This window comes from Klebsiella sp. D-Nf1 (genome assembly GCF_002810515.1).
Taxonomy (GTDB): Bacteria; Pseudomonadota; Gammaproteobacteria; order Enterobacterales; family Enterobacteriaceae; genus Klebsiella; species Klebsiella variicola.
The window spans coordinates 48646-61438 of record NZ_PIOK01000005.1 but is presented as its reverse complement, the minus strand read 5'-3'; the positions used below and the strand labels follow the sequence as shown (position 1 = coordinate 61438).

Genomic DNA, 12793 nt, shown 5'->3' with positions numbered 1-12793 from the left:
CCGCATAATGCGGACCGGCCTTTTTCTATGGCGGGAGTTACCTTACACCACCATCCCCAGCAGCAGACAGCCTACCAGGCCGCACACTGAGATAATGGTTTCCAGCACCGACCAGGACCTGATGGTCTCGCCGATGGTCAGGTTAAAGTACTCTTTGAACAGCCAGAAGCCCGGATCGTTGACGTGAGAGAAGATAACGCTGCCGGAGCCAACGGCGATAACCATCAGTTCCGGGCTGACGCCGGTGGTGGCGATCAGCGGCGCGGCAATCCCGCCCGCGGTGATGGCGGCAACGGTCGCTGAACCCAGCGCGATACGCAGTACTGCGGCGATAGACCACGCCATAAACAGCGGAGACATGTTCGATTCGTGCATGATAGAGGCGATGTATTTATCCATGCCGCTATCCACCAGCACCTGTTTGAAGGCGCCGCCGCCGCCGATGATCAACAGCATCATCGCGATGATTTTAATAGAAGAAGTCAGGGTATCGTTGATCTGCTCCATGGAGCGGCCGCGGTTCAAACCGAAGGTGAACAGGGCGATCAGTACCGCAATCAGGGTGGCCATCACCGGGTCGCCGAAGAACTCAGCAATCGGCAGGAAGGCGTGGCCCTTCGGCAGGATCATCTCGGCCACGGCGCGCATCGCCATCAGGATCACCGGTACCAGCGAGGTCCAGACGCTGACGCCAAAGCCAGGCATCTCTTCTTCAGTGAACACTTTCGGGTTATGCAGGCCTTCCGGGATCGGCTTATCAATGCCTTTCAGGAAGCGCGCAAACACCGGCCCTGCCAGGATAACCGTCGGGATAGCCAGAATGGTACCGTAGAGCAGCGTTTTGCCCATATCGGCATGGAAGATGGTGGCAATCGCGGTCGGACCCGGGTGCGGCGGCAGGAAGCCGTGGGTGACGGAGAGCGCAGCAGCCATCGGGACACCGACGTACAGCAGCGGGATGCGGGCCGAGGCGGCGATGGTAAACACCAGCGGCAGCATCAGCACGAAGCCCACTTCATAGAACAGCGCGAAGCCGACGGTGAAGCCGGTCAGCACAACCGCCCACTGAATATGCTTCTTACCGAACTTATTGATAAGGGTGGTGGCGATACGCTGGGCGCCGCCGCAGTCTGCCAGCAGTTTACCGAGCATAGCGCCGAAGCCCATGATCAGCGCGAGGCTGCCGAGGGTGCCGCCAACGCCGTTCTTGATGGAGACGATCACTTTATCCAGCGGCATACCCTGCATTAATCCGACGGCGAGCGCCACCAGAACCAGCGCAATGAAGCCGTTCATTTTGAAACGGATCATTAACAGCAATAACAGGGCAACCCCGATAGCAACGATGATTAATGGCATGATTTACCTGGCCTTAATTTGTTATGGGTAACGTCAAAGTTTCAACCTGTAAGACATCTGCTCCATCAGGGAGCAAAATAGTCTGGCACCGTAAACACTTGCATTATCCTTACCCAGAGAAAGGATAGCTGGCTATTTTTTTGCCGGTGGTGCCTGAAGTGGATGATACGGGTAACATGTGAGGGTTGAGAATCACCTGACGGGGGAAAATGTTAAATATGAGACTTAAGTCATACTCTTTCCCCGGTTTTTGCCGGGCATTTAGCGGGAGATGTTGCGCGGTAACACAGAAAGGACCAGGGAGAGCCGGCGGCAGGTTGCCGCCGGCGAGAAAACTTAGTAGTAGGAGTGCTCGCCACGCTGATGCTCGGTCAAATCGCGAACCCCTTTCAGCTCCGGAAACTCATTCAGCAGCTGTTTTTCAATGCCTTCTTTCAGGGTCACGTCGACCATCGAGCAGCCGTTGCATCCGCCGCCGAACTGCAGAATAGCCAGACCGTCGTCGGTGATTTCCATCAGCGACACGCGGCCGCCGTGGCCCGCCAGCTGCGGGTTAATCTGCGACTGCAGCAGGTATTCGACGCGCTCCATCAGCGGGGCATCGTCAGAGACTTTACGCATTTTAGCGTTCGGCGCTTTCAGCGTCAGCTGAGAGCCAAGCTGGTCAGTGACGAAATCGATTTCAGCGTCATCCAGATACGGCGCGCTGAGTTCATCGACATAGGCGGTCAGCTGTTCAAATTTCAGCGCCGTGTCGGTGTCTTCCACCGCATCCGGTGGGCAGTAAGATACGCCGCACTCAGCGTTTGGGGTGCCGGGATTAATCACAAATACGCGAATTTGCGTCCCTTCTTCCTGATTTGCCAGCAGTTTGGCAAAGTGCGCTTGTGCAGCATCGGAAATACGGATCATAGCGTTGGCCTAATAGTTGACTATTTTACTGGGTTATAATACGCCCATCAGCGGGGGTCTACAAGGTACGGCACAAACACCATACCTGAACCGTCGCGGCGCCGTTTCGCAAAAGCAGGCGGGATATCTCGGCGACGGTGCTGCCGGTCGTGACGACATCATCCACGATAGCGATATGGAGTCCCTGCACGGCAAATTCAAGCTGAAAGGCATTTTTCAGGTTCTGCCTGCGCAAACGGGCATTAAGCGAATGCTGAACGGCGCCGGCTCGCTGGCGCGTCAGACCATTGCGATGCCAAAGACATCCTCGCCAGCGGGCTAGCGGCCGGCACAGCTCGTCGCACTGATTATAACCTCGATGCCAGCGACGACGGCGCCACAGCGGTACGCCGACCATACCGTCCACCGGCGGCAAATCGTGCCGCTGCTTAAGGCGCAGCTGCAGCAGACGCGCCAGGGCGGGCCCCAGCTCCGGACGATGGTGAAACTTCAACTGCTGGACCAGACCGCTCAGCGGTGGGCGATAGTCGTTGACCGCCACCAGCCGATGCCAGGGAGGCGGCTTTTGCAGGCAGCGGCCGCAGGGGTGATGGGATGTCGCCGCCGGCAGGCCACACTGCGGGCAGAGCGGGGGGCAGGCGAGCAGGGCGCGGCTGCAACGAGAGCAGAACCCCCAGTGGGCGAGCGCCAGCGGCATTTGGCATAGCCAGCATAAGCTGTGTGCTGTTAGCATATTTGGCCTTCTGTCCAGTAAAAAAGAGAACGGTAACGGATGAACGACATCTGGTGGCAAACAATCGGCGAAGGTGATTGTCATCTTGTGCTGCTGCACGGCTGGGGGCTGAACGCCCAGGTATGGGATTGCATCACGCCGCAGCTGGCTTCGCATTTTACCCTCCACCTGGTGGACCTGCCGGGCTATGGCCGCAGCGGCGGATATGGGGCGATGTCGCTCGAGGCGATGGCGCAGCGGGTGCTGGAGCAGGCTCCTCCTCAGGCGGTGTGGCTGGGCTGGAGCCTGGGCGGGCTGGTGGCAAGCCAGGTCGCGATTATGTATCCGGAACGCGTGCAGGCGCTGGTGACGGTCGCGTCTTCCCCCTGTTTCGCGGCCCGTGAAGACTGGCCCGGCATCAAGCCCGAGGTGCTGGCCGGGTTTCAGCAGCAGTTGAGCGAAGATTTCCAGCGCACCGTCGAGCGATTCCTCGCTCTGCAAACCATGGGCACAGAGAGCGCGCGTCAGGATGCGCGGGCGTTAAAGCAGGCGGTGCTCTCGCTGCCGATGCCTTCCGCCGAGGCGTTGAACGGCGGACTGGAGATCCTCAGAACGGTCGATCTGCGCCAGGCGCTGGTCGGGCTGCCGATGCCGTTGCTGCGGTTGTATGGCCGGCTGGACGGACTGGTGCCGCGCAAGATTGTTCCGCTGCTGGATAAGCTGTGGCCGGAAAGCGAGTCGATCCTTTTTGATAAGGCAGCGCATGCGCCGTTTGTTTCTCATCCCGAGGCGTTCTGCGAGCCGCTGCTGGCGTTGAAAAAGCGGCTAGGGTAATTTTTTTTGCCGCGCGATGGTAAAAGGGCCATTCCTAGCAATACTTAGGTTGTTACGGTGGTTGATTATTTCATTCCGCCACCGTGACCTACAATAACAACCTTATGGAGAGTAGAGGCTATGAAACTTGTTACAGGAATGGTTGCATCTCTGGTGATTGGCACCCTGTCGTTTGGCGCATTCGCTGCGAAAGAGATCCAAAAAGAAGATGTGGCGAAGATGAATTTGACCAAGGTCGGCAGCATCACGACCTCCAGGACGACGTCACCGATGGACGCTCGACGCGATCTGTCTAAAAAAGCGGATGAGCTGGGTGGGAAATACTTTGTGGTGATTGCCGGGCAGAAAAACGAAAAAACCGTTCACGCTAACGCTGACGTTTATAAATAATCCAGTCATAAAAAACGGGCCTGCTGGCCCGTTTTTCACTGATGTCTCACTCATTTACCTCGTTGCACGACCTGACCTGACTCCTTTCATCGCAGCGCCCACCACTCCTGCTGGCACGCCGCTTTCCCTTCAGGACAGCTTTTACAGCTGCCTGAGAGACAGCCCTCGCTCGTTTCGCTGATCCGTACCACCTTACCCATGGCTTCCATCCGTTCCAGCATCGCGTCAATCAGCGGCTGAGGCGTCCGCAGGCGGGTGCTGAGCTGTTTCGCCTCCATGCGGCCCTGCAGGGCCAGCATATCGCGGACTTCCATTAACGACGCCACAGACCCTCCTTAGTGGCAATCGCCAGCCGGGCTGGAACAGCAGGAGGCCGGCGTTTTTCGGGTGGCCAGCAGCGAGACATCCACCCGGCTGCGCGCCCGGCGCAGCAGGCCGAAGAGCACCACGTTGAACAACACCACCGCCAGGATACACACCAGGCTGTAGCGCGGGTGGTCGCTAAAGCTGACGGTCTGGTAGTAGAGCGTCGAGAGCGAATAGGCTATATTCAGCCCCCACAGGATGGAGAAGGTCATCCAGCCACGGCTCGATTCGCGGGCGATGGCGCCCATCACCGAGATGCAGGGGATATAGAGCAGGACGAAGATCAGGTAGCTGTATGCCGCCGCCGCGCTGCCAAATTTACTGCCCATCACGCCCATGGCGCCGGTGGCCATTTCGCCATCGCCTTTGCTGGCTTCGATGGGGTTGGCCAGGACGCTGAGGCTGAAGGTGTCTTTCAGTCCCTGCCATGTCTCGTCGACGGCGGCGAGCAGTTCTTCGCCGAGGCTGAAGGTCTGCGGATTGAATTCCTCATTCTGGATATCTTCGGCGGTATAGAGCGTGTTCAGCGTACCGACCACCACCTCCTTCGCCATCGCGCCGGTAAACAGGCCGACGGTGGCCTGCCAGTTATCTTCATGCACGCCGATCGGTTTAAACACCGGCGTAATGACCCGGCTCACCGAGGCCAGCGCGGAGTCGTTGATGTTGTCGACGACCTTACCGCTCAGCGAGAAGCTGTTCAGCGCGCTGAGGAAAATGCTGACAATGACGATCACCTTCCCGGCGCGCAGCACAAAGCCTTTCAGCCGCTGCCAGGTCTGGATAATCAGGCTCTTGATGTGCGGGACGTGGTACACCGGCAGCTCCATCACGAACGGCGAGGCTTCACCGCGCATAATGGTGTGCTTCAGCATCAGGCCGGTGAGAATGGCCATCACAATGCCCAGTACGTAGAGCGAGAAGACCGCCAGCGCACCGTTCTGACCAAAGAACGCGGCCGCGAAGACAGCGAAGATCGCCAGCCGCGCGCCGCAGGACATAAACGGCGCCATCATAATGGTCATCAGACGCTCGCGCGGCGCGTCAAGGGTGCGGGCGCCCATCACCGACGGCACGTTGCAGCCGAAACCGACAATCAACGGGACAAAGGATTTCCCCGGCAGGCCGAGGGCTTGCATCAGGCGGTCCATCACAAAGGCGGCGCGCGCCATATAGCCGGAGTCCTCAAGGAAGGAGAGGAACAGATACATCATGCCGATCTGCGGCACCAGCGGCAGCACGGTGTTGATACCACCGCCGATCCCCTGGGCGAGGAAGACGGTCAGCCAGTCCGGGAAGTGCAGGGTGTAGCCCAGCCATTGAATACCGTGAATAAAGACCGCGACTGAGCCGGCATCGAAAATCGGCTGCAGCGCGCCGCCGATGTTGATCGCCAGCAGGAACATCAGGTACATGACAAAGAGAAAAATCGGCAACCCGAGGAAGCGGTTGAGGATCACTTTGTCCATTGCCGCGGTGAAGCGGCTTGGCTCGGCGGTCAGGGTGTTGCTGACGGCGTCGCAAACGGCGGCGATGGTCTGATAGCGCGCGTCTGCGATATGCAATGCCGGGTCGTCGATCTCGTCGCTGAGATTCGCCAGAGCAATATCCAGTTTATCGGCGGCGTCGCCGGCATAGGCCCGGCTGTAGATATCGCCCTCCAGCATCTGCAGACCCAGCCAGCGCCGCTGCCGGGTCGGGATCTGCGCTGACATCTGCTGCGCCAGCAGGTCAGCTTCGCGCAGCAGCGGCTGCGGATAGTGAACCAGCTCAATATTGCTGTTCGCCTGATGACGGTCGAGGGCAATCTTCAGCGCTTCGATCCCGCGTCCGCGGGTTGAGACCAGCGGAATTACCGGGCAGCCGAGACGGGCGGCGAGGGCGTCGATATCAATTCGCACCTGCTGCTTTTCGGCGATATCCAGCATGTTCAGCGCGACCACGCAGGGGATCCCCAGCTCAAGCAGCTGCAGCGTCAGATAGAGGTTTCGCTCGAGGTTGGAGGCATCAACCACGTTAATCAGCATGTCGGCGTCGCCGCTCAGGATGTAGTGGCAGGCAATCTGCTCGTCCAGCGAGGTCTGCGAGGAGATAGTGGTCAGGGAGTAGGTCCCCGGGAGGTCGACCAGCGTGACCTGGTGGTCAGTGGTGGCGAAAACCCCCTCTTTACGCTCAACGGTGACCCCGGCCCAGTTGCCTACGCGCTGGCGGGCGCCGGTCAGCTGATTAAATAAGGTGGTCTTGCCGGAATTAGGATTACCAATTAAACCAACGGTTAATTTTTTCATATTTCACACTCTTGTGCCGGCCAGCCGTTATTGTGCAACCGCTTCCAGTTCGATTAAGGCGAGATCTTTTTTGCGTAATACCAGACTGACGCGTCGGGTTTCAATATGAACAGGATCGCCGAGCGGCGCTACGCGAACCACATGAAAAGAGGAACCGGGCAGCATGCCGAGGGAAAGCAATTTCTGACGGTATGCTGGGCTAATATCGCGGGAGAATCCGGTAATTTTCCACGCACTATCAGGTGTGAATTGCATAGGGCCTACTTGTGTATCGCTAACCGAAGAAGAATTGACCGGGCGTCTGGGACAGCCGCGCCGGGGACCGTAGCCAACGAAAAAGGAAAAAGCGTACTGAAAATGATGATAATGAGAATGGTTTTTATCATCAATACATATGATGCGCTAAACGCTATTTTTATAGCGAAAATCACCTTTTTTTTGATATGCCGCAAAGTCCGGCTGTAATCAAAAATGCGCGAAATATTATTTCGTCGGTTTAATGTTTAATTAAGGTTTCTTAAGTTAACGAAATGAAAATATTAATTTCGCTGTCTTTCCTGAACGGAATTAATGCAGGCTATCAGAAATGACTGAACCCGTTTTGCGCGTAATGGCGGCTGTATCGCCAGGGTATGAAAAATGAAAACTGCCCCTGAACAGGGGCAGGGAGAGATTAGCGTTTTTTACCCATTGCCGCGGCCAGGGCATCCATCATCGCGCTGTTACCCGTAGGCTGTGCCTCGCGACCGCGGGGTTTGGCGGCTTTCGCGGCCGGGCGGTTACCCTGCGGGCGATCCTGACCGCCGCCGCGGCGGACGTTGCTGTCGCCTGGCTGCTCGTCGAGACGCATGGTCAGGGCGATACGTTTACGTGGCAGATCGACTTCCATGACCTTCACCTTCACGATGTCGCCCGCTTTCACCACGGTGTGTGGATCTTCAACAAACCGGTCAGAAAGCGACGAAATGTGAACCAGTCCGTCCTGATGGACACCGATATCGACAAATGCGCCGAAGTTGGTGACGTTGGTGACGGCGCCTTCCAGGATCATCCCCGGCAGCAGATCGTTCATGGTCTCTACGCCATCAGCGAATTTCGCCGTCTTAAACTCCGGACGCGGATCGCGGCCCGGTTTTTCCAGCTCTTTGATAATGTCGGTGACGGTCGGAACACCGAACTTCTCATCGGTGAAATCCACGGCCTTCAGATGACGCAGTTCGCTGCTGTTGCCCATCAGATCTTTCAGCGCCTGCTGGGTGGCGGCCAGAATGCGTTCGACCACCGGATAGGCTTCCGGGTGCACGGTGGAGGCGTCCAGCGGGTTATCGCCATGGTTGATACGCAGGAAGCCCGCACACTGTTCAAAGGCTTTCGGCCCCAGACGGCTGACTTTCAGCAACTGCTGGCGATTCTGGAACTGGCCGTTCTCGTCGCGCCAGGCGACGATATTCTGCGCCATCATGCGGGTCAGGCCGGCGACGCGAGTCAGCAGCGGAACGGAGGCGGTATTCAGGTCAACGCCGACGGCGTTCACGCAGTCTTCTACCACCGCGTCCAGCTTACGCGCCAGCTGGGTCTGGCTAACATCGTGCTGATACTGGCCGACGCCAATCGATTTCGGGTCGATTTTCACCAGCTCGGCCAGAGGATCCTGCAGACGACGGGCGATGGAGACCGCGCCACGCAGCGACACGTCGAGGTCCGGGAACTCCAGCGCCGCCAGTTCGGAGGCGGAGTAAACGGAAGCGCCCGCTTCGCTGACAATCACCTTCTGGGCGGTGACTTTCGGGAACCGTTTCTGCACGTCGAGGAAGAAACGCTCGGTTTCACGCGAAGCGGTACCGTTGCCGATAGCCACCAGCTGAACGTTGTACTTTTCACACAGCGCGGCAACCGCCACCGCCGCTTTAGCGGCCTGCCCGGTATGCGGGTAGATGGTATCGGTAGCCACCAGCTTGCCGGTACCGTCAACGACGGCGACTTTAACGCCGGTGCGCAGGCCTGGATCGAGTCCCATGGTGGCGCGTAGCCCGGCGGGCGCCGCCATCAGCAGGTCGTGCAGGTTACGGGCGAAGACATTGATGGCTTCATCCTCCGCGCGTTCGCGCACGGTGCCCATCAGCTCGGTTTCGAGATGCATCAGGACTTTGATGCGCCAGGTCCAGCTGACGACGCCTTTACGCCAGCTGTCCGCCGGGGCGTTATTCAGGCGCAGGCCAAGGTGGTCGATAATAATTTGCTCGCCGTGGCTCTCTTTCGGCGGCTCGTCAAACTGCGGATCGGCGTTTAAAGAGAGCTGCAGCACGCCTTCGTTGCGACCGCGGAACATCGCCAGCGCGCGGTGCGATGGCACGGTGGCGATCGGTTCATGGTGATCGAAGTAGTCGCGGAATTTGGCGCCTTCCTCTTCTTTGCCGCTGACGACGGTGGAAACCAGGTGCGCGTTTTTCCACAGATAGTCACGGACCTTAGCCAGCAGCGCGGCGTCTTCGGCAAACCGCTCCATCAGAATATAGCGCGCGCCGTCCAGCGCCGCTTTGCTGTCGGCGATGCCGTTGTCAGCGTTGATGTATTTTGCCGCCTCGGCTTCCGGCTCGTGAGCCGGTTCGTTCCACAGCAGCTCAGCCAGCGGCTCCAGCCCGGCTTCGATGGCAATCTGTCCGCGGGTACGACGCTTCGGCTTGTACGGCAGGTAGAGGTCTTCCAGTTCAGTTTTGCTGAGCGTGGTGGTGATGGCTTTTTCCAGCGCGTCGGTCAGTTTGCCCTGTTCACCGATGGATTTGAGGATCGCCTGACGACGGTCTTCGAGTTCGCGCAGATAGCCGAGGCGGGTTTCCAGATTACGCAGCTGCGTGTCATCCAGACCGCCGGTGACTTCTTTACGATAACGTGCAATAAACGGCACGGTGTTCCCTTCATCAAGCAGGCGAACGGCAGCTTCTACCTGTTCGGCTCTGGCCTGAAGTTCACCCGCAATAATGCGGCAGAGCGAATCATTCATCATGGCTTTTAATTCATCTTTAGGGTCAAAAATCAGGGACTAGTTATACGGACTGACGGCTGAAAATGCCAGCTGCGCCCGGTGCCTCTCGGAAAGTTCTTGTCTATTTTACGTATTCGATCTCGTTGACATACCAGCTGGCTTCGCCCGCCGGCGTGTTAACGATAGCCAGATCGCCGACCTCTTTTTTCAATAAGGCGCGCGCCATTGGCGAGTCGATGGAGATGTAGTCTTTGCGGCCAAAAATCTCATCGTAGCCGACGATGCGAAAGCGTTTGGTGTCACCCTCGTCGTTTTCGATCTCTACCCAGGCGCCGAAGAAGACTTTGCCTTCCTGCTGCGGGGAATAATCGACTATCTTTAACTGCTCCAGACATTTGGTCAGATAGCGGACCCGGCGATCGATCTCCCGCAGGCGCTTTTTGTTGTACTGGTAGTCCGCGTTCTCGCTGCGGTCGCCAAGGCTGGCGGCCCAGGTCACCTTTTTGGTCACTTCCGGGCGCTCCTGGCGCCACAGATAGTCCATTTCCTGCTTCAGTTTTTCATATCCCTCGCGGGTGATCAGCGGCGTTTTCATCGTGAGTTCAACCTTCTGACAGTCTGTCGTTGCGCACAATTTGTAGCGCGTAATAATACCGACAGGATAAATACTGTGTCTTATGATTAAATGTATACTTAACCTGCTGTTAAATATGCTTTGTAACAATTTAGCCTGGAATGTATACCAGATTTAGCTGGTGAGCGCGCCGGGCTTTTTTGAGAATACGCACTGACTATTGCAGTGAACCTTTGGGAGTACAAACAATGCAAGAGAATTATAAGATTCTGGTTGTGGATGACGACATGCGCCTGCGTGCGCTGCTCGAACGTTATCTGACCGAGCAGGGCTTCCAGGTTCGTAGCGTGGCTAACGCCGAACAAATGGATCGTCTGTTAACCCGTGAATCCTTCCACCTGATGGTGCTGGATCTGATGCTGCCTGGGGAAGATGGTCTCTCGATTTGCCGCCGTCTGCGCAGTCAGAGCAACCCGATGCCGATCATTATGGTGACGGCGAAAGGTGAAGAGGTCGATCGGATCGTTGGCCTGGAGATCGGTGCCGACGACTACATTCCAAAGCCGTTCAACCCGCGTGAACTGTTGGCCCGCATCCGGGCGGTACTGCGCCGTCAGGCGAACGAACTGCCGGGCGCGCCATCGCAGGAAGAGGCGGTTATCGCCTTTGGTAAATTCAAGCTGAACCTGGGCACCCGCGAGATGTTCCGTGAAGACGAGCCGATGCCATTGACCAGTGGCGAATTCGCGGTCCTGAAAGCATTGGTCAGCCATCCTCGCGAACCGCTGTCGCGCGATAAGCTGATGAACCTCGCCCGTGGGCGTGAATATTCAGCGATGGAGCGCTCCATCGACGTACAGATCTCCCGCCTGCGCCGCATGGTGGAAGAGGACCCGGCGCATCCGCGCTATATCCAGACCGTCTGGGGTCTGGGCTACGTCTTCGTCCCGGACGGCTCTAAGGCATGAAACGCGTGCGCTTTTCGCCGCGCAGCTCCTTTGCTCGCACGCTGCTCCTGATCGTCACCTTGCTGTTCGTCAGCCTGGTGACGACCTATCTGGTGGTACTGAATTTCGCGATCCTGCCGAGTCTCCAGCAGTTTAATAAAGTGTTGGCCTACGAAGTGCGTATGCTGATGACCGACAAACTGCAACTGGAGGATGGCACCCAGCTGGTGGTACCCCCGGCGTTTCGTCGTGAAATTTATCGTGAGCTGGGAATTTCGCTCTATTCCAATGAAGCGGCGGAAGACGCAGGCCTGCGCTGGGCGCAGCATTATGAATTCTTAAGCCAACAGATGGCTCATCAGCTTGGCGGCCCCACTGAGGTGCGGGTGGAGGTCAATAAAAGCTCCCCCGTGGTGTGGCTGAAGACCTGGCTGTCGCCCAATATCTGGGTGCGGGTACCGCTGACCGAGATCCATCAGGGCGACTTCTCGCCGCTGTTCCGCTATACCCTGGCGATCATGCTGCTGGCGATAGGCGGCGCCTGGCTGTTTATCCGCATTCAGAACCGCCCGCTGGTGGATCTCGAACACGCGGCGCTGCAGGTTGGGCGCGGCATTATCCCGCCGCCGCTGCGTGAGTACGGCGCCTCTGAGGTGCGCTCTGTGACCCGCGCCTTTAACCATATGGCCGCGGGTGTGAAGCAACTGGCTGACGACCGTACGCTGCTGATGGCCGGGGTCAGCCACGATTTACGTACTCCGCTGACGCGCATTCGTCTGGCCACCGAGATGATGGGCGAGCAGGACGGCTATCTCGCGGAGTCGATTAATAAAGATATCGAAGAGTGCAACGCCATCATCGAGCAGTTTATCGACTATCTGCGCACCGGGCAGGAGATGCCGATGGAGCTGGCGGACCTCAATGCCGTGCTGGGTGAAGTTATCGCTGCAGAGAGCGGCTATGAACGTGAGATCGCCACCGCCCTGCAGGCCGGTGAAATCCCGGTACGCATGCATCCGCTTTCTATCAAGCGCGCGCTGGCGAATATGGTGGTGAATGCGGCTCGCTATGGCAATGGCTGGATCAAGGTCAGTAGCGGCAGCGAAGCGAGCCGTGCCTGGTTCCAGGTGGAAGATGACGGGCCGGGGATCAAACCTGAGCAGCGCGAACATCTGTTCCAGCCGTTTGTGCGCGGCGATAGCGCCCGCAGTACCAGCGGCACCGGGCTGGGACTGGCGATTGTTCAGCGTATTATCGACAATCACAATGGCCGGCTGGAGATTGGCTCCAGCGAACGCGGCGGATTACTGATCCGCGCCTGGCTGCCGGTGCACCGGATGCTGGCGCCGATGAAACCCACCAAAGAGAGCTGAGCGCGGCCGAGGTTGGCCAATCAGGACGTTGCACAACAAAAAGCCGGGCAAGCCC

At 58.0% G+C, this 12793-nt stretch carries 12 protein-coding genes; 4 read left to right on the top strand and 8 right to left on the bottom strand.

What is annotated here, in order from left to right; all coding sequences use genetic code 11:
- Positions 1-42: 42 nt before the first annotated feature.
- From gntT to gntX, 3 genes are all read right to left on the bottom strand, one after another.
- Entirely contained in the window at positions 43-1359 is a 1317-nt protein-coding gene (gene gntT / locus CWM54_RS19280) for a gluconate transporter (protein ID WP_008806999.1), read from the bottom strand.
- 336 nt (positions 1360-1695) lie between these two features.
- Entirely contained in the window at positions 1696-2271 is a 576-nt protein-coding gene (gene nfuA / locus CWM54_RS19275) for a Fe-S biogenesis protein NfuA (protein WP_061153097.1), read from the bottom strand.
- A gap of 58 nt (positions 2272-2329) precedes the next feature.
- Positions 2330-3004, bottom strand: a complete 675-nt coding sequence (gntX, locus tag CWM54_RS19270) for a DNA utilization protein GntX (protein ID WP_100698157.1) — start codon at positions 3002-3004, stop codon at positions 2330-2332.
- Between the two features lie 39 nt (positions 3005-3043).
- On the opposite strand from gntX, the gene bioH reads away from it, so the two are divergent.
- Positions 3044-3817 carry a pimeloyl-ACP methyl ester esterase BioH gene (bioH, locus tag CWM54_RS19265; RefSeq protein ID WP_100698155.1) on the top strand — a complete coding sequence of 258 codons (774 nt, stop codon included), beginning with the start codon at positions 3044-3046 and terminating at the stop codon, positions 3815-3817.
- A 120-nt stretch (positions 3818-3937) separates the two neighbouring features.
- The gene (locus CWM54_RS19260) at positions 3938-4207 is read left to right on the top strand and encodes a YdgH/BhsA/McbA-like domain containing protein (RefSeq protein ID WP_002920510.1); all 270 of its coding nucleotides are present in this window, start codon (positions 3938-3940) and stop codon (positions 4205-4207) included.
- Positions 4208-4293: 86 nt separating this feature from the next.
- Here CWM54_RS19260 and feoC read toward each other — a convergent pair whose 3' ends face one another.
- From feoC to greB, 5 genes are all read right to left on the bottom strand, one after another.
- Positions 4294-4533, bottom strand: coding sequence for a [Fe-S]-dependent transcriptional repressor FeoC (feoC, locus tag CWM54_RS19255; protein WP_061153100.1), 240 nt, complete (start codon positions 4531-4533; stop codon positions 4294-4296).
- A 9-nt stretch (positions 4534-4542) separates the two neighbouring features.
- Positions 4543-6861: a Fe(2+) transporter permease subunit FeoB gene (gene feoB / locus CWM54_RS19250; RefSeq protein WP_100698153.1), complete on the bottom strand. Its 2319-nt coding sequence runs from the start codon at positions 6859-6861 to the stop codon at positions 4543-4545.
- Between the two features lie 27 nt (positions 6862-6888).
- Entirely contained in the window at positions 6889-7116 is a 228-nt protein-coding gene (gene feoA / locus CWM54_RS19245; RefSeq protein ID WP_002920506.1) for a ferrous iron transporter A, read from the bottom strand.
- 418 nt (positions 7117-7534) lie between these two features.
- On the bottom strand, positions 7535-9865 hold the full coding sequence (locus tag CWM54_RS19240) for a Tex family protein (RefSeq protein ID WP_100680890.1): 2331 nt from the start codon (positions 9863-9865) through the stop codon (positions 7535-7537).
- A 100-nt stretch (positions 9866-9965) separates the two neighbouring features.
- Positions 9966-10439: a transcription elongation factor GreB gene (gene greB / locus CWM54_RS19235; protein ID WP_008807004.1), complete on the bottom strand. Its 474-nt coding sequence runs from the start codon at positions 10437-10439 to the stop codon at positions 9966-9968.
- 227 nt (positions 10440-10666) lie between these two features.
- Here greB and ompR point away from each other — a divergent pair, with 227 nt between their 5' ends.
- Together ompR and envZ are read left to right on the top strand one after the other, a co-directional pair.
- On the top strand, positions 10667-11386 hold the full coding sequence (gene ompR, locus CWM54_RS19230; RefSeq protein WP_001157751.1) for a two-component system response regulator OmpR: 720 nt from the start codon (positions 10667-10669) through the stop codon (positions 11384-11386).
- Positions 11383-12738, top strand: coding sequence for a two-component system sensor histidine kinase EnvZ (envZ, locus tag CWM54_RS19225; RefSeq protein ID WP_008807005.1), 1356 nt, complete (start codon positions 11383-11385; stop codon positions 12736-12738). Before ompR ends, envZ begins: the two co-directional genes overlap by 4 nt.
- Positions 12739-12793 lie beyond the last annotated feature (55 nt).

Coding starts and splice junctions, on each gene's coding strand:
- envZ (WP_008807005.1), top strand. CDS start 11,383: ATGAAACGCGTGCGCTTTTCGCCGCGCAGCTCCTTTGCTCGCACGCTG.
- greB (WP_008807004.1), bottom strand. CDS start 10,439: ATGAAAACGCCGCTGATCACCCGCGAGGGATATGAAAAACTGAAGCAG.
- CWM54_RS19260 (WP_002920510.1), top strand. CDS start 3,938: ATGAAACTTGTTACAGGAATGGTTGCATCTCTGGTGATTGGCACCCTG.
- ompR (WP_001157751.1), top strand. CDS start 10,667: ATGCAAGAGAATTATAAGATTCTGGTTGTGGATGACGACATGCGCCTG.
- CWM54_RS19240 (WP_100680890.1), bottom strand. CDS start 9,865: ATGATGAATGATTCGCTCTGCCGCATTATTGCGGGTGAACTTCAGGCC.
- feoB (WP_100698153.1), bottom strand. CDS start 6,861: ATGAAAAAATTAACCGTTGGTTTAATTGGTAATCCTAATTCCGGCAAG.
- feoA (WP_002920506.1), bottom strand. CDS start 7,116: ATGCAATTCACACCTGATAGTGCGTGGAAAATTACCGGATTCTCCCGC.
- nfuA (WP_061153097.1), bottom strand. CDS start 2,271: ATGATCCGTATTTCCGATGCTGCACAAGCGCACTTTGCCAAACTGCTG.
- gntX (WP_100698157.1), bottom strand. CDS start 3,004: ATGCTAACAGCACACAGCTTATGCTGGCTATGCCAAATGCCGCTGGCG.
- bioH (WP_100698155.1), top strand. CDS start 3,044: ATGAACGACATCTGGTGGCAAACAATCGGCGAAGGTGATTGTCATCTT.
- gntT (WP_008806999.1), bottom strand. CDS start 1,359: ATGCCATTAATCATCGTTGCTATCGGGGTTGCCCTGTTATTGCTGTTA.